The organism is Muricomes intestini, assembly GCF_004346165.1.
GTDB lineage: Bacteria > Bacillota > Clostridia > Lachnospirales > Lachnospiraceae > Muricomes > Muricomes intestini.
This window is the reverse complement of record NZ_SLZZ01000008.1, coordinates 1-23,112: the sequence shown is the minus strand read 5'-3', so window position 1 is coordinate 23,112 and position 23,112 is coordinate 1. Positions and strand designations below refer to the sequence as shown.

The 23,112-nt window shown below is 43.8% G+C and carries 24 protein-coding genes; 20 read left to right on the top strand and 4 right to left on the bottom strand.

Features of this window, described 5'->3' with window-relative positions; all coding sequences use genetic code 11:
- Positions 1 to 140 precede the first annotated feature (140 nt).
- The 9 genes from frlD (EDD59_RS07125) to EDD59_RS07085 all read left to right on the top strand — a co-directional run bounded on the left by frlD (EDD59_RS07125) (position 141) and on the right by EDD59_RS07085 (position 7,901).
- Positions 141 to 944: a fructoselysine 6-kinase gene (frlD, locus tag EDD59_RS07125; protein WP_132380411.1), complete on the top strand. Its 804-nt coding sequence runs from the start codon at positions 141 to 143 to the stop codon at positions 942 to 944.
- A gap of 12 nt (positions 945 to 956) precedes the next feature.
- Positions 957 to 1,787 (top strand): fructoselysine 3-epimerase, encoded by an 831-nt coding sequence (gene frlC, locus EDD59_RS07120; RefSeq protein ID WP_132380409.1) that lies wholly within the window; start codon positions 957 to 959, stop codon positions 1,785 to 1,787.
- A 12-nt stretch (positions 1,788 to 1,799) separates the two neighbouring features.
- Positions 1,800 to 2,648 (top strand): amidohydrolase family protein, encoded by an 849-nt coding sequence (locus tag EDD59_RS07115; protein ID WP_132380407.1) that lies wholly within the window; start codon positions 1,800 to 1,802, stop codon positions 2,646 to 2,648.
- A gap of 12 nt (positions 2,649 to 2,660) precedes the next feature.
- Positions 2,661 to 3,089 (top strand): secondary thiamine-phosphate synthase enzyme YjbQ, encoded by a 429-nt coding sequence (locus tag EDD59_RS07110; RefSeq protein WP_132380405.1) that lies wholly within the window; start codon positions 2,661 to 2,663, stop codon positions 3,087 to 3,089.
- A gap of 71 nt (positions 3,090 to 3,160) precedes the next feature.
- The gene (locus EDD59_RS07105) at positions 3,161 to 4,516 is read left to right on the top strand and encodes an amino acid permease (protein ID WP_132380403.1); all 1,356 of its coding nucleotides are present in this window, start codon (positions 3,161 to 3,163) and stop codon (positions 4,514 to 4,516) included.
- Between the two features lie 61 nt (positions 4,517 to 4,577).
- Positions 4,578 to 5,306 carry a GntR family transcriptional regulator gene (locus tag EDD59_RS07100; protein ID WP_132380401.1) on the top strand — a complete coding sequence of 243 codons (729 nt, stop codon included), beginning with the start codon at positions 4,578 to 4,580 and terminating at the stop codon, positions 5,304 to 5,306.
- 30 nt (positions 5,307 to 5,336) lie between these two features.
- Positions 5,337 to 6,122: a fructoselysine 6-kinase gene (frlD, locus tag EDD59_RS07095; RefSeq protein ID WP_132380399.1), complete on the top strand. Its 786-nt coding sequence runs from the start codon at positions 5,337 to 5,339 to the stop codon at positions 6,120 to 6,122.
- Positions 6,116 to 6,886 (top strand): GntR family transcriptional regulator, encoded by a 771-nt coding sequence (locus EDD59_RS07090; protein ID WP_330571966.1) that lies wholly within the window; start codon positions 6,116 to 6,118, stop codon positions 6,884 to 6,886. The genes frlD (EDD59_RS07095) and EDD59_RS07090 overlap by 7 nt, the downstream gene beginning before the upstream one ends.
- A 1-nt stretch (position 6,887) precedes the next feature.
- Positions 6,888 to 7,901, top strand: coding sequence for an SIS domain-containing protein (locus tag EDD59_RS07085; protein ID WP_132380397.1), 1,014 nt, complete (start codon positions 6,888 to 6,890; stop codon positions 7,899 to 7,901).
- Positions 7,902 to 8,122: 221 nt separating this feature from the next.
- Here EDD59_RS07085 and EDD59_RS07080 read toward each other — a convergent pair whose 3' ends face one another.
- Both EDD59_RS07080 and EDD59_RS18650 read right to left on the bottom strand, forming a co-directional pair.
- Positions 8,123 to 9,052 (bottom strand): FGGY family carbohydrate kinase, encoded by a 930-nt coding sequence (locus EDD59_RS07080; RefSeq protein WP_132380395.1) that lies wholly within the window; start codon positions 9,050 to 9,052, stop codon positions 8,123 to 8,125.
- Between the two features lie 18 nt (positions 9,053 to 9,070).
- Positions 9,071 to 9,250: a class II aldolase/adducin family protein gene (locus EDD59_RS18650; protein ID WP_408632281.1), complete on the bottom strand. Its 180-nt coding sequence runs from the start codon at positions 9,248 to 9,250 to the stop codon at positions 9,071 to 9,073.
- Between the two features lie 441 nt (positions 9,251 to 9,691).
- Here EDD59_RS18650 and EDD59_RS07070 point away from each other — a divergent pair, with 441 nt between their 5' ends.
- The 8 genes from EDD59_RS07070 to EDD59_RS07035 are packed head-to-tail and all read left to right on the top strand — an operon-like array spanning position 9,692 to position 16,946.
- Positions 9,692 to 10,504, top strand: coding sequence for a BtpA/SgcQ family protein (locus EDD59_RS07070; RefSeq protein WP_132380391.1), 813 nt, complete (start codon positions 9,692 to 9,694; stop codon positions 10,502 to 10,504).
- 23 nt (positions 10,505 to 10,527) lie between these two features.
- A complete protein-coding gene (locus tag EDD59_RS07065; RefSeq protein WP_132380389.1) occupies positions 10,528 to 11,340 on the top strand; it encodes an HAD family hydrolase in 813 nt (270 codons plus the stop codon).
- A gap of 13 nt (positions 11,341 to 11,353) precedes the next feature.
- The gene (locus EDD59_RS07060; RefSeq protein ID WP_165920884.1) at positions 11,354 to 12,865 is read left to right on the top strand and encodes an FGGY-family carbohydrate kinase; all 1,512 of its coding nucleotides are present in this window, start codon (positions 11,354 to 11,356) and stop codon (positions 12,863 to 12,865) included.
- An 11-nt stretch (positions 12,866 to 12,876) separates the two neighbouring features.
- Entirely contained in the window at positions 12,877 to 13,548 is a 672-nt protein-coding gene (locus EDD59_RS07055; protein ID WP_132380385.1) for a ribulose-phosphate 3-epimerase, read from the top strand.
- Positions 13,538 to 14,182: a class II aldolase/adducin family protein gene (locus EDD59_RS07050; protein ID WP_132380383.1), complete on the top strand. Its 645-nt coding sequence runs from the start codon at positions 13,538 to 13,540 to the stop codon at positions 14,180 to 14,182. The genes EDD59_RS07055 and EDD59_RS07050 overlap by 11 nt, the downstream gene beginning before the upstream one ends.
- A 44-nt stretch (positions 14,183 to 14,226) precedes the next feature.
- Positions 14,227 to 15,597 carry an MATE family efflux transporter gene (locus tag EDD59_RS07045; protein ID WP_132380381.1) on the top strand — a complete coding sequence of 457 codons (1,371 nt, stop codon included), beginning with the start codon at positions 14,227 to 14,229 and terminating at the stop codon, positions 15,595 to 15,597.
- Between the two features lie 28 nt (positions 15,598 to 15,625).
- Entirely contained in the window at positions 15,626 to 16,147 is a 522-nt protein-coding gene (locus EDD59_RS07040; RefSeq protein ID WP_132380379.1) for a nitroreductase family protein, read from the top strand.
- 37 nt (positions 16,148 to 16,184) lie between these two features.
- A complete protein-coding gene (locus EDD59_RS07035; RefSeq protein WP_132380377.1) occupies positions 16,185 to 16,946 on the top strand; it encodes an SDR family NAD(P)-dependent oxidoreductase in 762 nt (253 codons plus the stop codon).
- A 70-nt stretch (positions 16,947 to 17,016) separates the two neighbouring features.
- Here the strand turns inward: EDD59_RS07035 and EDD59_RS07030 are convergent, their stop codons facing one another.
- Entirely contained in the window at positions 17,017 to 17,877 is an 861-nt protein-coding gene (locus EDD59_RS07030) for a sugar phosphate isomerase/epimerase family protein (protein ID WP_132380375.1), read from the bottom strand.
- 204 nt (positions 17,878 to 18,081) lie between these two features.
- Between EDD59_RS07030 and EDD59_RS07025 the strand changes: the two genes are divergently transcribed.
- Together EDD59_RS07025 and EDD59_RS07020 are read left to right on the top strand one after the other, a co-directional pair.
- Positions 18,082 to 18,801 carry a GntR family transcriptional regulator gene (locus tag EDD59_RS07025; protein WP_132380373.1) on the top strand — a complete coding sequence of 240 codons (720 nt, stop codon included), beginning with the start codon at positions 18,082 to 18,084 and terminating at the stop codon, positions 18,799 to 18,801.
- A gap of 13 nt (positions 18,802 to 18,814) precedes the next feature.
- Positions 18,815 to 19,591 (top strand): GntR family transcriptional regulator, encoded by a 777-nt coding sequence (locus EDD59_RS07020; protein WP_132380371.1) that lies wholly within the window; start codon positions 18,815 to 18,817, stop codon positions 19,589 to 19,591.
- A 133-nt stretch (positions 19,592 to 19,724) separates the two neighbouring features.
- On the opposite strand, the gene EDD59_RS07015 is transcribed toward EDD59_RS07020, so the two are convergent.
- Complete coding sequence (locus tag EDD59_RS07015; protein ID WP_132380369.1) at positions 19,725 to 21,263, bottom strand: FGGY-family carbohydrate kinase; 1,539 nt, start codon at positions 21,261 to 21,263, stop codon at positions 19,725 to 19,727.
- A gap of 437 nt (positions 21,264 to 21,700) precedes the next feature.
- On the opposite strand from EDD59_RS07015, the gene EDD59_RS07010 reads away from it, so the two are divergent.
- The coding region (locus EDD59_RS07010) for an amino acid permease (RefSeq protein ID WP_132380367.1) at positions 21,701 to 23,112 on the top strand (1,412 nt) is incomplete at its 3' end.

Genomic DNA, 23,112 nt, shown 5'->3' with positions numbered 1-23,112 from the left:
AAGGAGAACATTTAAAAGGAAAAAATAGACAAAAATAGAGTGACAATTATGTGAAATATAGTTAATTGACGATCAAAAACAACTTTGATATACTTAAAATTGGTATAAGAATATTGATAACATGTACGGAGGTGTAAAAAATGAAGGTTGCAGCTATCGGTGATAACTGTATTGACGTTTATGAGCGGTTGAATCGAAAATATCCGACCGGCAATGTGGTAGACACAGGTGTGAATATCCAGAAGCTGGGGATTCCTGTATCAATTATCAGTACAACAGGTTCTGATGAAAATGGAAAATGGATGATTGATACGTTGAAAAAGGAAAATTTGGAGCTCAGCCATTTTCATGTCGGTGAGGGAGCAACTGCTGTGACATATATGGACATGGATGGCCTGGACAGGGTGCACGGGGATTATGTGGAGGGTGTGCTTGAAAATATTGTATTCAGTGAAGAAGATGTTCAATATGCTGCCGGGCATGACCTGGTACATACAGCCTTGTGGGGAAAGGCGGAAGATACACTTCCTCAGATAAAAAAGCTGTCGAAGGCACTTATTAGTTTTGATTATGCCGACCGTCTGGATCATGAACTGGTGGAAAAGACCCTTCCCTTTGTAGATTATGGTTTCTTTTCTTATCATAAGAGCAAAGACGAGTTTATCTCGGAATATCTAAAAGATAAGGTCAGCCGGGGAATGAAGGTGGCTGTTGCAACCTTTGGGGAGAAAGGCAGCCTTGCCTATGACGGAAAGACATTTTACGAAGGCAGAGTATATCCGGCTGAGGTTGTTAATACAGTAGGTGCAGGTGACAGCTTTATTGCAGGATTTCTTTATGAAATATTAATGGGAGGTGATGTGGCGGCGGCTCTCGACAAGGGAGCCAAAGTAGCAGCCGAGGTAGTCGGTGTATTTGAACCATGGGTATCAGAAAACGAATAGGAGGAAATGAAAATGAAACTGGGAATGTTTACTTCAGGGTATCAGCGCAACCCGCTGGAACATTGTTTTGAGGACGCAAAGAGATTTGGGTACGATTATATTGAGCTTTGGGGCGGAAGACCTCATGCCTTTGCGCCGGATTTGAAAGCAGGTGAGATCAGCGAGGTCAAAAAACTGATTGAAAAGTATGAAATGCCGGTTCTGGGATACACACCGGAACACAATGCTTATCCCTACAATTTTATGATAGGGAGTCAGAGGCAGAGAGAAGATGCAGTGGGATACTTAAAGCTGTGCCTTGATATGGCAAAAGAACTTGGGTCAGATTATATGCTGATTTCACCTGCTCATGCGGGATACTATGTCACCCAGGAAGAAATCTGGAGCAGACTGATTGAAGCGGTTAAGCCTTTGACAGAGCATGCAGAAAAAACAGGTGTAAAGATTGTAATAGAGTCATTAACGCCCTATGAATCGAATGCTTTTAAAAATGCAAGGGACATGGTTCAGCTATTTGCCGAAATTGATTCTCCGTATCTTGTGGGGATGTGCGATATTGTTCCGCCGTTTGTACAACATGAAAGTATTATGTCATATCTGGAACTTCTGGGAGGGAAAATGTACCATTTCCATATTATTGATGGAGAACAGGGAACGGATAGTCATATTGTCCCTGGAGAAGGCTCAATTCCACTGCCTGAGCTTATAAAAGAGCTAAAATATGTCAATTATAATAAAACAGCTACGCTGGAGTTGGTGACGGGCTATATCAATGAGCCTAGGCTGTATGCAAGAAGAGCCATTGACAGGGTACGTGAATACATGAAGGAAGCAGGTTATTAAGAGGAGAAAAAAGTGTTTATTGATATGCATGTAAATCCGGCTTTTTATGAGCCGATCAATCAGGATGAAGAATTAGAAGAAATGCGGCATGAGGTACTGAACATCCATTTGAATGGAACTGCGCTGCTGGAGCATATTTTTAACCAGATGAATTGTGCGGGACTGGATCGGCTGTGTCTTCTTCCAGATGACTATACAAGTGAAACAGGCCGGCCGGTGGTCACGAATGAAGAGGTTAAAAAGCTGGCAGATATGGCGCCTGACAAGTTTATTGCTTTTGCCGGAGTGGATCCCTTTGATGAGAAGGCAGAAGGAAAATTAGAATATGCATTCAGTGAGCTGCATCTCAAAGGATTAAAGCTACATCCATCCAGACAAAAATTTTATCCTTATGAGGAAAAAGTACAGCCACTTTATGATATCTGTGAGAAGTATAATAAACCAGTTATTTTCAGCAGTGGATTGTCCTGGGAGCCGAATACGCTGGCAAAATATTCACGGCCGATAGAGTTTGAAGAACTGGCGGCAAAAAGGCCCGGCCTAAAATTTTCACTGGGGCAGTTTGGTTGGCCCTGGGTAAAAGAGACTGCTATGCTATTGCTGAAATACCCAAATGTGTATGCGGATACGGGAGTTCTGTATTTTGACAATGCAAGAGAATTTTACAGACAGATATTTACCGTGGACATTCCATATACGTGGATTGACCGCAGCTTGCGGCATCAGGTGATGTTTGGAAGCAGTAACCCGAGATTTGAACAGATCCGGATGGCGGCAGCCATTGAAGAACTGGGATTTCGGGAGGAAACGCTGGAGCTGATAAAAGGGAAAAACGCAATAGAATTTTTAGGCGGAATTTAGAGGAGGCCAGACATGGTTAGATTAGTGTCACACACAATGCTGACTAATAAATATAATCAAATGATTTTGATTACAAAAGAAGTGGAACAGGCAGTGCGTGAAAGTGGAATTAAAAACGGCGTTGTCAATGTTGTGTCAAAGCATACAACGACAGGAGTCCTGGTAAATGAATCTCTGGAATGCCTGGAAAGTGATATTAATGAGTTCTTACAGCGGCTTGTGCCGGAAGATCATCCTTACGCCCATGCCCGGATGCTTAAGGACTATGGCTCGACAGCGGGAAACCCAACGGGACATTTAAAATCCCTGCTTACTGGGAATCATTGCCACATGTTAATTGCAGACGGCGAAATCGTAAAAGGCGGGGCTCAGGAGATTTACTTCTGTGAGTTTGATGGTCCGGCGAAACGGACAATTTTAATACAGGTGATGGGAGAGTAACAATACCCTGAGGGTATGAGTTATATAAGACGGGAGTCTTAAAATCCAAGAAAGGAAAAGGAGGGAGAATTATGAGCAATTTAGAACAAACCCCTGCACAAAAAACAAATGAATTACAGAGAAAGCTTGGGCTGGGAGCGGTAATCGCAATAGGTGTAGGAACTACAGTCGGTTCAGGAATATTCTCTTCATTGGGAGAAGTTGCAGGAGCCGCGGGGAGCAGTCTGTTTTTGGTATTGGCCTTTTTAATTGGAGGTATCGTTCAAATTCCGGCAAACTTCTGCTATGCAGAATTGGCCAGTGCATTCCCGGAAGACGGAGGGCAATATGTATATTTCAGGGAAGCTGGTGCAAGGCCCTTAGCGTTCTTATGCGGCTGGATCAGCTTCTGGGCAACGGACCCGCCGTCCATTTCAATCATGGCGCTGGCAATTGCAAACTATCTTGGATTCTTTATTCCGGTACATGGATTTATATTAAAGTTAGTGGCAGTTGTATTCGTTCTCATTTTTATGTTTGTACATTTGCGCTCTGTAGAGGGAGGCGGAAAATTTCAGACAATTATTACAGTATTAAAAATCCTACCTTTTGTATTAATTATCGGTATTGGTGCATTCTTTATTAGAGGAGACTTATTCTTATCAAGCACCCCCCTTGCAGCGGCCGGTGCAACCGGCATCACTGCACTTTTAGCCGGCATTTCCGCTACAACCTGGTCCTTCGACGGGATGGCCGCTCCCTGCTATATGTCAGGTGAGATTAAAAATCCGGAAAAGAACATGCCGAAGGGCTTGATTTTAACTGCATTTATTGTTTTGGGGCTCTATGTGTGTCTGACTTTGGTTGCATCTGGCTTGCTTACTGTAGATGAATTGAGCGCTTCGGATGCTCCGATTGCTCTGCTGGCATCTAAAATTCCGTTTATCGGAAGTTATGCGGGCACAATAGTGGCAATTATGGCTGTTATTGTAGTTATCGGCTCTTTGTCCAGCTGCATTATGTTTCAGCCGAGAATTGAATATGCAATGGCAAAGGATGGATTATTCTTTAAATCTTTTGCAAAAGTACATCCGAAATATGAAACGCCTTATTTTTCTATTATAGTACAGTGTATGGTAGCGATTGTGTTAATATTTGCCACTTCACTCTCTGATTTGCTGGGATACTTTACCTTGGTGGCATTATTGAAGAACTTTCTTACATTCGGAACTATTATTGTGCTGCGCAAAAAGGATAATTATAAACCGGCTTACAGAATGCCAGCAAGACCCCTTATGGTTGCTGTGGCAATGATTATGACAGGAACACTTATCTGGTCGACCTTTGTCTGGGCACCTGCAGCGGGACTCATTTCAGCAGGTGTGGCAGTAGTGACAGGACTGCCGGTATATTATTTCTGGGATAGGAGAAATCGGAAAACCCAGTAGGATTGACACTTTTTGGCAGATGTTATAAGATGAAGACTATAACATTAGAAGGACACCTGCCATGAGTTTGGAAAATCAGAGGCCCCGGGAAGGGGCGATGGAAAGAATAGAAAATTATATATTAGAGAATCAATTAAAACAGGATGACAGACTTCCCTCAGAACGTGCAATGTGTAAGATGTGGAATTATAACAGAGCCACATTGAGAAGTGCGATTAAACAATTGACACTGGAAGGAAAACTATACAGCAAAACAGGCTCCGGGACCTATGTGGCAAAAGAAAAGCTCATTCGAAATCTTCAGGATACAAATGGATTTTATGACACTGTTGTTAAAATGAACCGCAAGGTCAGTACAGAAGTAATAGATGTCAGCTTTTGTGAAACATCTAAAAACATCGGACAGAAGATGAGGCTGCCCCTTGGGCATAAGTTGTTGAGGCTCACTCGTCTCCGGTACCTGGATGATATTCCGGTAATATATGAAACGACACATCTGGATGCAGAACGATTTGAGGGACTGGAAGATTATGATTTTGCGAGACTGTCCTTGTACCATATTTTAAAAGAGCATTATAAAGTGAATATTCTGGAAGGCTCCGAGAAGCTCAGCATAGCATACTGTGATGAGCAGGAGGCCCGTTACCTGAAGGTAGAGCAGGGGGCACCGGTTATCTATCAGTCGGGAGTTACGATTGACGATGCAAATACTGTTTTGGAATGTTTTAAATCGCTTACAAATGCGGAGTATATCCGTTTTGCAAGCGAATTGACGAGGACACAAGGATAGTCTCTCCAGGATTTTATGGAGGACAAATAAATGAAAATAGCCACAGTCGGTGATAATTGTATGGATGTTTATGAAGAATTGGGAAAAGCCTATCCGGGAGGAAATCCGGTAAATGTAGCCGTGTATTTCGTCAGGATGGGTGGCGAAGCTTCATATACGGGAGTAGTAGGCTCCGATAAATACGGAGAACTGATGATTGAGTCGATCAAAGCAAAAGGTGTTGATGTCTCTCATGTGCGCAGACAGGAAGGGAATACGGCAATTACTCAGGTAGAACTGATAGATGGGGACCGTGTATTTGGAGACTATGATGAAGGAGTTTTAGCTGATTTTAAATTAACTCCGGAAGATATTGAGTTTTTGTGCAGTCAGGATTTAGTGGTTTCAGGACTCTGGGGAAATGTGCAGAGTTATTTTGAAGAAATCAGGAAAAAAGGAACAAAAATAGCATTTGATGCAGCTACCAGACCCGATGATCCTGCAGCAAAGGAAGCAATTCCCCATGTGAATTATCTCTTTTTTGCGTCGGATGACGGAGACACGGAAGAAATACGTGAACTGATGAAGGAGCTTTATGGAAAAGGCCCTGAGCTGGTAATTGCAACGCTGGGTGAAGCGGGAAGCCTGGCATACAATGGCAGAGAATATAAAAAATTTGGAATTATACCATGCAATGTAGTGGACAGTATGGGTGCAGGAGACAGTTATATTGCAGGATTTTTAAAGGGATGTCTGGAAAATAAAGAGATAGAAGAGTGTATGAAGATGGGGGCTGCAAATGCCAGTCAGACACTGGAATATCAAGGAGCATGGTAATTAAAGAAAGGGAGGATTACGCGTTGTCCAGGACACAGGAAGTAGATTATAATTCACCAATTTATGTACAGCTGCGGGAGGCTGTCCGCTCAAAAATTGAAGAGGGCGAATATGCACCGGGCACGGCGATTCCTTCAGAGCATGAACTTATGAGTATTTATGGAATAAATCGTTCTACAGTGCGGAATGCTATTGATGAACTGGTAAAAGAGGGGCTTCTTAAAAGAATACAGGGGAAAGGTGTCTATGTACTGAAGCAGATTGAAAGAGATTTGGAAGTGCTTGGTGGATTTACTCAGACGATGGCTGAGAAAGAGGTACGTTCTACAAAGAAAATCCTGCAGAAAGGGCAGCGCCGGGCGGGGAAGAAATATGCTTCCATTTTTGAAATTGATGAACGGGAGATGCTCTACTATATAAAGAGACTGGATTATGCTGATGGTGAGCCTATCGCCATTGAGGAAATTTTTATACCTTATACTTTGGTTCCCAATGTAGAGGAAATTGACTTAAGTGTATTTCAAATGTTTGATATATATAAGTTTTATAGGATAAATCCAATGAGAGCATGGCAGACATTAGACCTGGCCCGGCTTACCCAGGCAGATTCACGCCTCATTGATATTAATAAGGAGCAGACAGTTTTCTTGTTTGCCTGTACAACTTATGATGAAGATGACAGAGTTATTGAGTATTCGAAATCTTATACCAGAGTGGATAAGTGCAATTTTACTGTTCATTTTCATAATGAAAGGAAGGTTTGATATGATAAAATTTGATGAGAATGAAAAAGTTGAAAGCGTGAAAGGTGCGTTGGCCCTAAGGCCGGAGATTGAAAAAGTTGTAGATAAAATACAGAACAAAGGGTTCGACGGAATCTATTTTCTGGGAATTGGCGGAACCTGGGCATCCGGCATGCAGGTGGAAGTATACATGAGAGGAAAAAGCACACTTCCGGTTTTTGTAGAAAATGCAGGTGAGTTTTTGACTACAGGCAATAAGCGCCTCACTGATAAGTCTGTTGTGATTTTTTCATCTGTTACCGGGAGTACCGCAGAGATGGTAAGCGCAATAAAGAAAGTAAAAGAAATAGGAGCCTATGTATTTGGGTTTATTGACAAACCGAATACGCCGCTGCATGAATTTTGCGATGACTGCGTTTCTTATCCCGAAAATGAACAACTGAAGTTTTATATGGTAGCAAACCGTTTGATGCACAATAATGGGGAGTTTCCGGAATATGAGTGTTACAATGAAGAAATGGAAAGGTTTCTGCCCCAGGCACTGGTAGAAGTAGAAAAGAGTGCGGATGAATGGGCTGCAGAATATGCCAAGGAAATTTACGAATATGTAAAAGAACATCCGGATATGCCGTATTATTTCATCGGAGCCGGCAATCAGTGGGGAGCAACCTATTCATACGCTATGTGCTACTGGGAAGAACAGCTGTGGATCAGAACCAAATCTGTTTCGGCCATTGAATTCCTGCATGGCACATTAGAAATTATTGAAGCTGAAACCCCGGTGACATTGTTTATGGGTGAGGACGAGCAAAGACCTCTGGCAGAGCGGGTGAGCAAATTCCTCCCCAGGATCTGTAAAAACTATACAATTATTGATTCCAAAGAATATGAGCTAAAGGGCATCAGCGAAGAATTCAGGGGCTCTGTATCACATTTAGTAATGCATGCGGTAAATAACCGGGTTGATGTACACCTGGAGAAGGAGTTCAGGCATCCTATGGTGATCCGCCGCTATTACCGCCAGTTTGAATATTAAAAGCAGACTGTGGGGCTGCCGCGAAAAAGCTTTTGTATCGCGGCAGCCCCACACTTTTAAAATATTGTTTTTTAGGTTTTCTATGCACTGGTAGCTTTTTGAGAGTTCCTTGGTATGGCCTTTAGTGCATTCAATAAACAAATCATATTTCTTCAATAACTGATCGTATACTTTCCGGTTATGGGCATTGGGTATATACACGTTATCTGTTTTAGCAAATTCTAGTGCTGTATCATTAATTGAATAAAAGGCACCATACCCATATCCGGCCACCACTCCTTTTTCGTGATATCCCACAAATAAGAAGTACACCAACTAGAGCCATGACTTATCATTTGGCCACTCATTTTCCAAAGAATATAGTCATCACACATAAACATCATTTGGATTTTTTTAAATAGGTCTGGTTTGTTTTTGCGAAACCATAAAATTTTAGCTGCGGGATATACCGGATCAATTGGGGTCTGACCGGTAGTGTTTACAATTTCCGAAGCTATAAAATGGGTATTGATCTCAACGGCCTCTTCTTCGGCACGGCTGTCTAACCAAACATAAAAATTATTGAGAGGTTCCATTTTTTCATCCAAAAAGACAATTGTTTCTGCCGATGAATCCATGGCAAAGGCTTTATCAATTCGTATTCCTGCGAATGGTGCAAAATTTTTTTTGAAAAATGCGCCACCAATAGTAAAGCCGCGTAATTTTGCCAAAGTTTTAAGACAATCAATACGCTCGTAACTATTAACGCTGCCTGCAATATAAAAGGGAGCAGTTACCGCTTTATCAACCGCGAGCAAAAGCTCCTCTGGTTCGTCCCCTAAATATCTGAATGCAGACAGACAAATACCTGTGACACCTCTTTTTTCGGCCTCCTTCGCTGATGAAACCACATCCGCAATTGGTGCCCGCATCCTTGTATCTTCATCCAAAGCTACAAAAGCAGAGTAGCTCATATTGTATTCCTGGCACACTTCCTGGACACTTTTGTAATATATGGTGCCAAGTAAATGATCTGCACCGCATCTTCCGGCTACTTTAAATCCCCAATCAGATGCCAGAAAACCCTTACTTTCCAGGAAAATATCTTTGGCATTGGCTACTGTCACATCATGCCAAGTCAGCATGACAATCAAATTCAAATCTTTACGCATTGTATTATAACCCACCTTTTATTGTTTTTTTGCTGCAAGTAAAGTATAGTATGCTTTTTCACAGGCCTGTTCCATCCAGGCAACTTTGGAAAAAGCGTCATCCAATGTTTTTCCTACACATACCGCACCATGGTTCGCTCCAAGGAACAAAGATTTCCTCTTCAGTGTTAGTAATGAAACGCTCCCAACCCCTTGCATCCAATAAATTTCGTTGAAAACACCAGGAAGGGCTGCCGGAAACATATATGTAGCCTGTTTCTAAATCACGAACGCTGGTATCCCCGTGCGCATTCATTCTTAAATAAAATCTCCTTATATTTTTGAAATGTATTATAATTTTCCATATGAATCCCCTTTTTGTTTATCCAATTATTTGTGGCTCGCCTATCATTGCTGCAAATGTAATTTTTTTAGTTACAGATTCAATCCAGGCCATGTATGCAAAATTGCCTACAATTGACACTTATGAATGTACTGTCGAATACGGGAAATGCTATATTCGCAGTGACAAATTTTCTTTTTATTTGGATTAATGGAGACTGAAAGATATTATTGACAATATGTATTCAAGTGCTATAATTATAACCATAAAAATGTTTTAAAAAAATAAAAGTTATGTAGTGGAAAGGAGAAAGAATTATGCTGTGGACGGAGGAAATGTTTGGTGTAAAAAAACCTATTATTGCAATGCTGCATTTAGACGCGCTTCCGGGGGATCCGATGTTTAAGCATGACGGTGATATGGACATGGTAGTTGAACATGCAGGGGCTGATCTGCATGCACTTCAGGAAGGCGGTGTAGACGGGATTATATTCAGCAATGAATTCAGTTTGCCTTACCAGAGGAAGATGGACATGGTGACCCCTGCGGCGATGGCTTATGTAATAGGATGTCTGCGATCGGAAATAAAGGTTCCCTTTGGAGTTGATGCGATCAGCGACGGCCAGGCATGTCTAGAATTGGCGGCAGCAGTGAAGGCGCAGTATGTCCGCGGTACATTCAGCGGCGTCTATGTGGGTGATGGGGGCTTATATGATAATGATTTCAGCCATTTGCTCCGCAGAAAAGCTGCTCTGCATCTAGATAAGCTAAAAATGCTTTATTTTATCAATCCGGAATCTGACAGAAATCTGGATATAAGACCTCTTTCAGATATTGCTAAATCTACCATTGCAAAGGCGGCTCCGGATGGGCTGTGCATTTCTGCAAATGCAGCGGGACAGGATGTAGATGATGCACTGATAGCAAGTGTAAAAGAGGCCAACGAGGACATTGTTGTTCTGTGCAACACGGGGTGCCGCGTGAATACTGTTGAGCGGAAGCTTTCTACAGCGGATGCGGCAGTCGTGGGAACTACATTTAAGGCCGGTGGCGTGTTTGAGAACCGCGTCGATGTAAACCGTGTGAAAGAGTTTATGGATGTTGTTTATAAGTATCGTGAAACCTTATAAGCCCGGCAGGAAAGGTAAAGGCTATGAGACGAAAACTGTTAGCCATGGATTTGGACGGAACAGCGGTATGCGATGATTACAGCATGGGGAAACTCAGCAGAGAGGCAATTGCAAGAGCAAGGGCTCTGGGGCATATCATTGCATTCGTGTCAGGGCGGAGAGATATTGATATGTTAACTATGGGTGAAGAACAGTGGGGTGTTGATTATCACATTTTGAACACGGGAGGAAAAATACTGCGCTGCCATGATAAGAATATACTTTATAATAAACTCATAACTCCGGAAGTGTGTAAAAGTTTGATAACCTACTGTCTGAATCAGGGTTTACAACTGCAGATATGCAGCGGTCTGACCTGGCAGGTCACATGCATGACAGAGGAAACTATGGAGTATGCAAAGGATGTCGGAGTTATACCGGAGATCATAGGCTCGCTAAATGAGACAGACTGGCAGAATGGTTTGGAAGGGTTTATGGCCACACGGGACTGGGATGGTGTGGCAGAGTATATAGATGCGTTTCTCCCACAAGTGTATTATGTGAATTCTGAGCCAGGCTGTATTGATATTATGGCGGCAGGTATTTCTAAGTGGGAAGGAATTCAGATATTGGCAGAACACCTTGGAATCCGCCACGAGGATATTATAACAGCCGGCAATTATTATAATGATATCGATATGCTGCAGCATGCGGCTGTGGGAATTGCTGTGGCAAATTCACTGGAACCGGTAAAAGCTGAAGCAGATTATATCACAGAAAATGATAATAACCATGATGCGGTTGCCGAGATTATTTCTAAAATGTTAGACCACAAATTTGATATTCCGCTATCATGAGAAAGGAATGTGTATGGAACAATATTTAATCGGAGTGGATAATGGCGGAAGTGATATTAAGTGTGCAGTTTTTGATTTGAAGGGCCGTGAAATTGCGGTTGCGGGCACTCAGGTGCCTATGAATATTCCGGAGCCGGGATTTACTGAGCGAAATGCGGATGCAGTCTGGCGGGCGAATGTATCTGTGATACAGGAGGCTTTGAAGGAAGCTGATATATCCGGGGATTCAGTGGCAGCCGTGGGTTTGACAGGCTATGGGAATGGTATGGTGCTGATAGACGAACAGTTTCAGGCAGTATATCCGGTGATCGTTTCAACCGATGATCGTGCCGGTGATTATTGCCGCCGGTTTAAGGAGAGCGGTATTGAAGAAAAAGTTTTCCCGTATACTCTCCAGACAACCTGGGGGGCTCAGCCGGCAGCATTGCTTCCGTGGTTTCGCGACCACAAACCGGAGGTGTTGGAGAAAACCCGTTGGGTTCTTTCGCTGAAGGATTTTATCAGGCTTCGTCTTACAGGGGCACTGGCCGGTGAAATTACAGATGCATCTTCAGGGTGTCTGGTGAATTTGGATACAAGAAAATACGATCCGTTTTTGTTTGAGGCATTTGGCATTGAAGGCTGTTATGGAAAAATGCCTCCAATTTTAGAAAGCACTGAGGTAAGCGGATATGTCACAGAGGCGGCGGCCCGGGAAACAGGGTTGGCAGCAGGGGTTCCGGTGGCAGCCGGATATTTTGACATTGATGCAAATGCGCTGGCGAGCGGTGTTTTATCGGAAAACGAACTTTGTCTGATTGCAGGGACATGGTCTATTAATGAATATTTAAGCAAAGATGCGCCGAGGGATATGAAACATAAACAGAATACGGTAACATTAAGTTATTTGAAAGATTACTATATCATGGAGGATTCCACGCCAACTTCGGCGAGCAATTTTAATTGGTTCATTAAGACGTTATTGCACCCGGACAGGCCGGAAAAGGCTATGAATCAAATTTATGATGAATGCAACGGTTTTGTGGAGTCCACAAAACCAGAGGATAGTAAGGTCATTTTTGTCCCCTATCTTTTTGGAAGTGCAACACACCCGGATGCCCATGGGGCCTTTTTAAATCTGACTGGCGGTGATGACAGAGGAGCGATGCTGCGTGCGGTTTATGAGGGAGTTGTATTTTCAAGTACACATCATGTATATAATTTGAAACGGCCCATAGAATCTTATACGAAGGCAAGACTCTCGGGCGGTGTGTCCAACAGTGAAGTATGGTCACAGATGATGAGTGATGTTCTTCAGATTCCGATTGAGACTCTGGAAGACGGGGAACCGGGAGCAAAGGGCGCTGCGATGGGAGCAGGTGTTGCCTGTGGTATTTTTGCGGATCTTGAGGATGCGGCGGCACATATGGTCCATATAGGGAAAACATATACGCCTCGGCCCGAATATGGTTCGGTTTATGCAGAAAAATTTAAGCGATATGAAGCCGCACTGGGGGCAGTAGATTTGCTTGCAGAGCGGCTGTAAGGAGAAGAGTTATGTTTACGATCAGTCCGTCTCTCTATTCGGCAGACTTATTGAATATTCGGCAGGTATTAAGATCACTGGAAGGATTTGAGCATCTCCATCTTGATGTGGACGACGGGAATTTTGTCAGAGGAATCAGTTTTGGGATGGATGTCATCGAGGGAGTGGCAGAATGTACAGATATCCCTCTTGATGCCCATCTGGAGGTTCTTAACCCGATGGATTATGTAGCCCCTCTGGCCAGAGCCGGGGTGGAATTAATATGTGCGCATGTGGAAGTTTTGGATTTTCCCAGCTTGTTTCTGAGCAGTGTACACCGTTACGGCAAAAAAGCAGGACTGGCGCTGAATATAAAGACACCCATAGCTTATATAGAACCATATGCGGATCAGCTTGACCAGTTGATTTTGGTTTCCTGTGAGGCAGATGTGGATGGACTGCCTTTTCGCAGGGGCGTGTTAAAGAAGCTTTCGGAAGCTAGACTTAAATTAGAAGAGCACACAAAAATCTGGGTGGATGGCGGTGTAAATAAGTCAAATTTGCGGAGCGTAGTTGATGCCGGAGCGGATGGCGTTGTACTTGGGCGTGCGGTATTTGGCTCGGAAAATCCAGTAGATACGTATGTGCAGCTTTTAGAGCTGGGTAGAGGATATGAAAAGGAGCGTGATTCAAATGCAGTATGAGAAGGAACGGCAGGAATTAATTGAGTGTGCACAGCAGATGGAAAGTCATGGGCTTGTAACACTTTCCGGCGGAAATGCCAGCAGACGGATGGGGCACGGTACATTCCTGGTAACGCCTTCTGCCATGTCTTATGATGCGATGACTCCGGACGATATCGTACTTGTAAATACAGAAGGAAACACTGTGGAGGGATCACGCCGTCCTACCAGTGATCTGCGGGCTATTTTGTATATCTTTCAGCATATGCCGGAGGTGAACGTTGTTCTTCATACACATCAGCCTCAGGCGGTTGCAGTAAGTCTTGTTGCAGATGAACTGCCGGTGATTTCTACGACGATGGTGGATGAGATACATGCCAAAGTATTGGTGGCGCCCTTCACTATAAGCAGCGATGTTGGTATGGGAATTTCAGCGGTGGAATACGTGGGAAAAGCACGGGCCGTTATATTAAAACAGCATGGAGCTATTACATTTGGAAACTGTATAGAGCAGGCACTTAGTGCAGCTGTATATTTGGAAGAAACTTGTCAAGTATTTTTGGCGGCGTTGGCAGTTAAGAAGGATATTCCAGTACTGTCACCGCAGCAGATTGAAGCGGAAGACATGCCCAGAGGATATTACGGGCAGCCTTAGTATGGGAGGATACGGGGCTGCAAATTAAAAAAGAAGGGTGCTGGATGAAGGAAAACAGCGAAAGCAGAAATGAGCTGCGTTTGTTATTAACACTGGCATTGCCGACCGTCATTGAGCAATTTTTGATGACGGTTGTTCAGTATGTAGATACTGCTATGGTCGGCCATTTGGGGGCAGAAGCTTCGGCCTCAGTCGGCGTGACCTCGACAATGGTGTGGCTGTCGAATGCCCCTTTATATTCGATGGGGGTCGGGGTTCTGGCAAATATTGCCCAGGCGTCCGGGGAAGGGGACAAGGAGAGGATAAAAAAAGTTGCCATGCAGGCAGTATGGCTGACAGGAATAGTCGGGCTGGCTGAGGGTATACTGATGGTGGGTATAAGCCCGGTGATTCCCAATATATTGGGTGCCGGGACGGCTATCCGCAGGACGGCGTCCCACTATTATCTAATTGTCAGTATACCAATGATTTTTCGGGCAGGCGTTCTGATTTTAGGTGCAGGACTCAGAGCGGTAAGAGAAGTGAAAAAGCCGATGTGGATTAATATTGGGATAAATGTTCTGCATCTACTTCTTAACTTTCTATTGATTTACCCGTCGCGAACAGTTCTTCTGGGCAACACGAAGCTTCATATATGGGGAGCCAACTTTGGCGTTGAGGGAGCGGCAACGGCCACTGCGATTTCTTTTAGCGTTGGCGGAATGTTGATGGCTGAAGTTTTCCTCACAAATCAGGAGTTGGGCATCAATAAAGAAAAAATACGCTTTGACCGGGAGACCATGCTCTCCTGCGTTAAGATAGGCCTTCCTGTGGCTTTTGAAAGAATCTTTGTGTCTCTGGGGCATGTGGTGTTTACAGCCTTTGTGACGAGCCTGGGAACAGTTTGCCTGGCGGCGCATACCATTGCGCTGACTGCAGAGCAGGCATTTTATATTCCAGGCTATGGGATGCAGGCAGCAGTCTCTACTCTGATAGGAAATGCACTTGGTGAGAAAGATGAGGAGAGAGTTAGAAGGATCAGCAAACTGAGTGCCTGTTGTGCTGTAATAATCATGACAATCGGAGGTGCACTCCTATTTTTTGGAGCAGAGGCCATGATGAAACTGTTTACTCCGGATCTGAAGGTAGTGCGCATGGGGGCAAGGGTACTGAGACTGGTGGCGTTGTCGGAGCCGGTTTTTGCAGTTGTGATTATCTGTGAAGGAATATATAATGGTGCGGGGTATACGAAAGTACCGTTTTTTACCTCACTTTTTTCAATGTGGGGGGTCCGCTTATTATTTTCATGGATTTGTATATTTGTCTTTAAACAAGGGCTGACTGTAGTCTGGCTGTGCATGATAGCTGATACAGGTTGCCGCTGTCTTTGTTCAACTATTGTATATCTGCGGGGAAATTGGCTTAAGGCCCGCTGATACATATTCAAAAAAGGAGGAATAGAGGATGGAACTGTTAGAAGGGATTTTAAATCGGAGAACTGTCCGGAAGTTTACAGGTGAGAAACTAAGAGGAGGTCAGCTTGAGCAAATTGTGAGGGCGGCAATGGCGGCGCCCTCGGCCCATGACCGTAAGCCATGGAGGATTCTGACAGTGGAAAATGAGGAACAGCGTCTGGCAGTCAGGGAGATTGGAAGATGGTGGAAAATGCTGGATAAGGCAGCAGTGCTGACTGTTATGTGTGCTGACCCTTCTGTTATGACCGATATGGCGGCGGAGCTTGAAATAAACAGTTGCTCAGCAGCGTTGGAAAATATGCTGCTGGCAGCGCATGCCCTGGGACTTGGGGCTGTATGGCTGGGACTTTGTGAGAGTGAAGAGGAGACGAAAAAGGTAAAGGATATATTGGGAATCCCACAGGACATCCATATCATCGGCATGGCCGCTATTGGTGTGATAAAAGAGGCAGAAGAGAAAAAACCTGCCGAGAGGTACGACAGCAGCAAGTGGAAAAAGGAAGTATGGTAGCATTAAGGAACAGACAAACTGACAAGGAGGTCTTACTATGCGTTTAAAGGGAAAGATAGCATTAATAACCGGAGCTGCAAGCGGAATTGGGCTTGAAACTACAAAATGTTTTCTGAGGGAGGGCGCGGAGGTGATTCTCTGTGACATCAACGAAGATATGCTTAAGGAGGCCGCAAAAACTCTGGAAGGCAAATTTATGACTCTGCAGTTAGATGTGCGGAAAGAAGTAGATTGGAAGCGGGCAGTGGATACTGTGCGGGAAAAGTATGGGAAACTGGATGCCTTTTTTAACAATGCAGGCATCACGGTATGCAAACCTTATACAGAGCTTTCCCTGGAGGAATTTGAGAGAGTGATGGCTGTAAACACTACGGGTCCTTTTTTGGGGATTAAGTATATTGCACCCTTGATGGCAGAAAGTGGCGGTGGCTCAATTATTAATGCCGCATCGGATGCGGCGACAAAGGGGTTTGTGAATCATGCAGCCTACGGAGCCAGCAAAGCGGCGATTACGATGCTTTCACAAGTAGCTGCAGCTGAATTTTGTAAACAGAACGTCCGCTCTAACACCATCCATCCTGCTGCAGTGGCAACGCCCTTAATCTTCCGGGAGGATGAGGATATTACAAAGGATGAGGGATATTTTACACCTCTCGGTCGGATTGTATATCCCAGGGATGTTGCTGAGGTAGTAGTATTTTTGGCAAGTGATGAGGCCGGTATGATTAACGGGGCCAAAATCGCCATTGACGGCGGAGGAACCGGCTTCCAGTTGGGACAGCCCATCGAAACGGACTGAGAGTGCTCAATTAAAAACTCCCACTGCTGCAAAATAACAGTGGGAGTTTATTTGACGGAGCGTCTGCATCTTAGGGATGCTCGGGAAGAAATTGTCTTAAGTATTCTACAGAACGCTGGACAGAGGTATGAGGATCGTCCCAATAGATAGAATCATTAATTTCCAGATCAACAATCCCTGTATAATTATGCTTTTCCAGAGTCTGGATGTATTCCTTTAATGGCAGATTCCCATCTCCCAGGATATAGTGCCCAGAGGGATTCCCATCTGCATAATGGATAAACTGAATCACATCTTCACCTAATTCCTGATAGTAGTCCTCCAGATGTTCTCCGGCAACTTCCATTGCTACCAGATCTACACAGGTTTTGAGCGCCGGGCTGTTTACTTCTTTTAGCATGGCACTCATCTGGGGCAGATTGGTGAGCAGGTTGCTCTCATAGGGCTGAAGCTGCTCCAGCAGCATAACAATGCCACGCTTTTCTGCCATATCGCAAATCTTGCGGATGCTTTCAACGGCACGCTTCCAGCCCTCTTCACGGGGAATATCTAAGGGGCTGCAGCCGCTATTGATAAACAGCCGGTTTGTGCCCATTTCTAAAGTATCATCCATAGCCAGATCAAAGTAGTCTAAAGTGCGGTCACGGATATTCTGCTCCGGTGCGCTGATGCTGTAGGGGTAGCCTAATGTTTCAGGTGTATAAATTACAATTTTCATACCGAGAGATTCTGCTTTACGGCGCATTTCACGAATTTTTCGCGCAGCAGCCGCACTTGTGGCATAGTCGAGCCTGCAATAATGCGGTGAACCACCCCAGAGATCAATGTTCTGTACATTGCAGCGCTTCATAGAATCCAGATAATAATCAAAAGTATAGTGAACATACTGTACACTCATGACAGCTATCTGCCCCATTGTGATAATTGACATAATAACACCTCCATTTACAATTTTAAAACAAATAAGTATAAAGAAACACATACAATTATAACATAAGAATAGCACTCCATGTATAAAAGTCAAGACTTTGTAATGATATTTGATTGTTAAATTTAAAAATTCATGATAAACTAAAACAAGACCGTGTTAGTACTTAAAGGTTATAGTTATTTTATTTGTTAAGAGGTGATACAGATGGATTATCATATACCGCCAGGGACAGAGGCCATTGAAAGACTGGAAGATTTTATTGTTGTGAACCGGCTTACTGCGAATACCAGAATACCATCGGAGAGAGATTTATGCGAAATGTGGGGCGTGAGCCGTTCTACGCTCAGACAGGCAGTGGATACATTGGTGAGCTGGGGGGTCTTGTATAGGGTGCGGGGCTCCGGCGTTTATGTGGCTGTGCCCAAAAAGAACCGCAATATGGTGGGGGTTGATTCTATGATCGGGGAACTGCGCCAGCAGGGAAGCTTTTTGTCAAAAAAGATTATCAGTGCCCGGGTGATCGAGGCCACCAAGCAAATTTCAAGAAAGCTCAAGATCCCGCTGGGCAGGAAAGTCCATGAATATATCAGGCTCCGCAAGGTGGATTATGTTCCCTGTATTTTGGAGACTACATATATTGATGGCCAGCAATATCCGGATTTTGATGAATATTATAATGAGAAAACATCTATGGATTATATATTAAAGAATATTTACCACAAGAAACAGAAATCGGGTGAGGAAAATATTAGTGTGACCTATGCAAGTGAACATGAGGCAGAGCTGTTTGAGATTGAGCCTGACACACCTCTGTTTTTTACATCCGGTGTAGTCAAAGACGAGAAGGGAGTGCCGGTGACATATTATAAACAGCTGTTCCGTTCGGATCAGTTTAAATTCGTGAGTGTAATTAACAAGGAGTAAAAGTAGGGGAACTATGGGAACAAGTTTGGAATTAGAGGAAAAGAATGAAGGTTCTAACGAAAGGCCAGACGGAGAGCTGGATTACCGCATGCCAATTTATCTGCAGCTCCGTGAAATTGTGCGCAGCAGAATAGAAGAGGGGGAATATCTGCCTGGGAGTGCGATACCATCGGAAAATAAGCTTGCTGAAACCTTCGGCATTAATCGTCTCACGGTGCGCAATGCGGTGGAGGCCTTGGTCAATGAAGGTGTTCTCCAGAGAGTTCAGGGCAAGGGAGTCTTTGTTGTGGGGGATAAATATGAAGAATCCCTGGAAGGATATGGTGGGTTTGTCAACACAGTCTTCCCGGAACAAAAGCATGCATCGGTAAAGGAACAGACGAAGACACTTCGCCCGGCCGGAAATAAATATGCAAATTATTTTGATATTGAGCCGGATGATTTGATTTTTTATATGCGCCATTTTACAACTATTAAAGGGCAGCCCCTTTCTTCAGAGGAAATCTTTGTTCCACAGGAAGTACTGCCTGAATTGGAAGCGGTAAATTCTTCTGTTTTTTCGATAAAGGACATTTTTGCCTTTTATGGGGTGGAACTTGCCAGTATGCAGCAGACTATGGAAATCATAAGGGGCCTGCCAAAACTCAGAAAAATGCTTGACGTTCCGGATGGAGTTGCTTTGATTATGCTGACCTGCGACCATCGGGACAGTAACGGGAGGGTAATCGCATATAGCCGTTCTTTTATCAGGAGTGATAAGAGCTCGTTCAACATCAAACTACATAGTTGAAAAGCACAGGATAAATAGAAACTTATTTATTTTGAGGATGCTGCAGAATGTAAAAACTCATTTTGCAGCATCCTCATTTGTGGTTATTCTAATGTTGGTTTATTGACTTAAGAGACGGGTAAAAATATGTATATTACAGGCAGGTGTTGTCAAGCTGATGCATCAGGTCTGCTGTGACAGGATAAAGAGCATCATAGATAGCCTGATATTTTTTGTATGCTTCATGATTCTCTATATTCGGAATATAGGTTTTGCCCGGCTTGATAAAATTCGTAAGTTCTGCGAAAGATTCAAATCCGGGATACTTGATTCCGGATGCTGCCATAAGGGCATCACCGAAACTGGCACCTACTGTAATAGCGGGGGTACTAAGTTCCCTGCCAATGATATCTGCGACAATCTGCATCCAGAGTTCATTCTTAACCCCGCCGCCGACTGCAAAAATCTGATCAATAGGGATGTTATGATTCAACATAAGCATAAGTTGTTGATTTACGGAGTAACCAATGGACTCTAAGGCACTGCGGTACATATGCCGGCGTGTATGTCCCAGCGTGAGACCGAACAGGATACCTTTGGCTTTTGGATCGTTAATCGGAGTCCTTTCTCCTGCAAAATATGGAAGTGTAATCAGTCCACCACTTCCCGGGGCGATTTCATCAATGCCCAGCATCATAGTTTGATATGCATCCGGGCCTCCGGCTTTTTCTGAATCCATGGCATCCGCAAAGAAGTTATCACGGTACCATTTAGTTAAGGATCCGGCTGTGTTTGTCCCGGCAGAAATGTCACATAAACCCGGAACAATAAATTCTTCCCTCCAGAGCCGTTCGTCATCTACTAAATTTTTGGTCCCCAATATCATGTAAATTGAAGAACCAAATTGTATCATCATTTTTCCCGGTGCCACAACACCGGTGCTGATTGCTTCGGCTCCGGAATCATCTGTGCCCACAATGACTGGAGTTCCGGCGGCTAATCCGGTTTCTCTGGCAGCAGTCCCGGTGACATATCCGGCTATGTCATTGGCTTCCCTCACCTGGGCAAGCTGATCTGGGCGGCAGATGGGCGCACAGGTCTCGGGATTCGGTGTGCCATCGTTAAAATAAAGCGGGTTAAAGCTCGCCAGACCAAGAAACCGGTCGACGACGTAATTTTCAGTTAATTTTGCAGCAATAAAACTGGAACCGGTCAGAAACTTGTGTGTCTTTGCATAAACTTCAGGTTCCTTGTTCTTGATCCAGAGAATCTTAGGCATAACATCGCTGGAACAAAGGGGGCGCCCGTACCATTTTCTAATCTGTTCTTCTCCATACATTTCCGTGAGCTGTGCCATTTCATCTGTGGCACGTGCATCGATTCCGTACAGAATCGCCTTGCGAAGCGGCCGGCAATTCTCATCCACAGGCAGGCAGTCGGCACCCAGGGCACTTAGGCCCACTGCTTTAATGTCAGAAGGCTTAGTACCTGATTTTTTAATAAGCGCCTTACTGATAATGCAGAAATCTCCCCACCAGTCTTTGACGGCATCATGCTCGTAATGACCTGGAGCAGGATTGGTCATCTCATGATCCGTCGCATGTTCACAGATAACGCTGCCGCTCTCATCAATTAATACCCCCTTACTAGAATTTGTGCCGGTATCAATTCCCATAAAGTAAGCCTTTTCCATGTTAAAACTCTCCTTTCTCTATACTTTAAAAAAGAATATACAAGATGTAAAAATAATATACCACATATATTGTGAAATTACAACTTTATGACATATATTTAACTATAAAAACCTATATCTTATTAATGTTTTACAAATCACATGTGAATAATAAACAACAATATACAAAAAAAGGATAACATGGAATATATTTGACAAAATAATACAATTGAAAGTGTGCAAGATAATATTATATATAAAATATGCACAAAATAAAAATGTATGGTGGAAAATATATACAAAAGATGAATGCCGATTTTGTTGAAAATGTAGAAAAAACAAAGTTTTACAAAAAACTATTGAAATAAACAAGTTAATGAAATATTATACAAAACAAGACCTGTTAAGGCGAACTTATTGATTTTAGGGATATTTCATTTAAGGAAGGAGAGTGTGTTATGTCAAAAGATAAACCGAAGGTTCCCCGGACACAAATGGGAGGGGAAAAAGAGCTGGCCCGTAAGCTGGGCCTGATGGCGGCGCTTGTCTTAGGAGTTGGCACTACAGTAGGGTCAGGTATTTTTACTTCAGTGGGAGTGGTTGCGGGGACAGCCGGCACACCGGTGCTGACAATATTGGCCTTTTTAATTGGCGGAATTATTATGATTCCACAGAACTTATGCTATACAGAGCTGATGACAGCTTATCCGGAGGATGGCCTTTTTGTTGTATACTTCCGGGAGGCAGGATGGAATTTCTTATCATTCTTTGGAGGCTGGTCCTGTTTTTGGGCGACAGACCCTGTGGGTATTGCCATTATGGCGCTCACTGTGGCCAATTACCTTGCCTATTTTACGGGCTGGTCTACAGGCATAATCCGTGCAGTTTCTATCATTTTGATTGTCGGATTTACACTTCTGCATATGATTAAGATGGATGCAGGGGCAAAATTCCAGAATGTCATTACTAGTATTAAGATTGTTCCATTTATTCTTCTTGTAGTGGTTGGTCTGTTCTTCGTCACAGGCTCAAACTACAGTGCTCCGGCAGTCGCAGGTGTGAGCCCGGGTGTGATGTCGTTCCTGCCTGGTATTGCGGCGACCACCTGGTCCTATGATGGCATGCAGACTTGCGGCACGATGGCCGGGGAGATTAAAAATCCCCACCGCAATCTGCCGATTGCATTGATTGGTACTGTACTTTTGGTAACTCTGCTTTACACGGGACTTTCATCAGCAGCTGTCGGACTCAGTGATGTCTCTACATTGGCTGCGTCCAGTGCTCCGGTTGCTACTGCATTCGAAAATGTGCCTTTTATTGGAAAATCTGCCGGAACAATTGCGGCAATTCTGGCAGTCGTTGTTGTTACAGGCTCACTATCATCCCTGATTATGTTCCAGGCACGTATGGAGTATAAATGTGCAACGGAAGGATATTGGTGGAAGTCATGGGGAAAGGTTCATCCGGTATGGAAGACACCCTATGTTTCGATGCTGTGGCAGAGTGCATTTGCGATTGTACTTGTATTTTTCTCAACACTTCAGACCCTGCTTGGATATTTCACATTAATTTGCCTGATCCGAAATGCCCTTTGTTTCTGTACATGGTTTAAGGTGAGAAAGAAAGCGAACTATCATCCAACATGGACAATGCCTGGCGGGCCTGTAATGGCGATACTGGCAATTGTTCCCACAGCGGTTCTTGTAGTGACAACATTTATTGATGCACCGTTATTCGGTACAATTGCAGCGGTGGCTGCTATTGGTACAGCGATACCTTTCTGTTATGAAGTGACCTCTTGTCAAGTGTTAATTTCAAGAAATCACTCTTTTTTCTATTTCTTATTTTTCCAATGCCTGGAGCATATGGA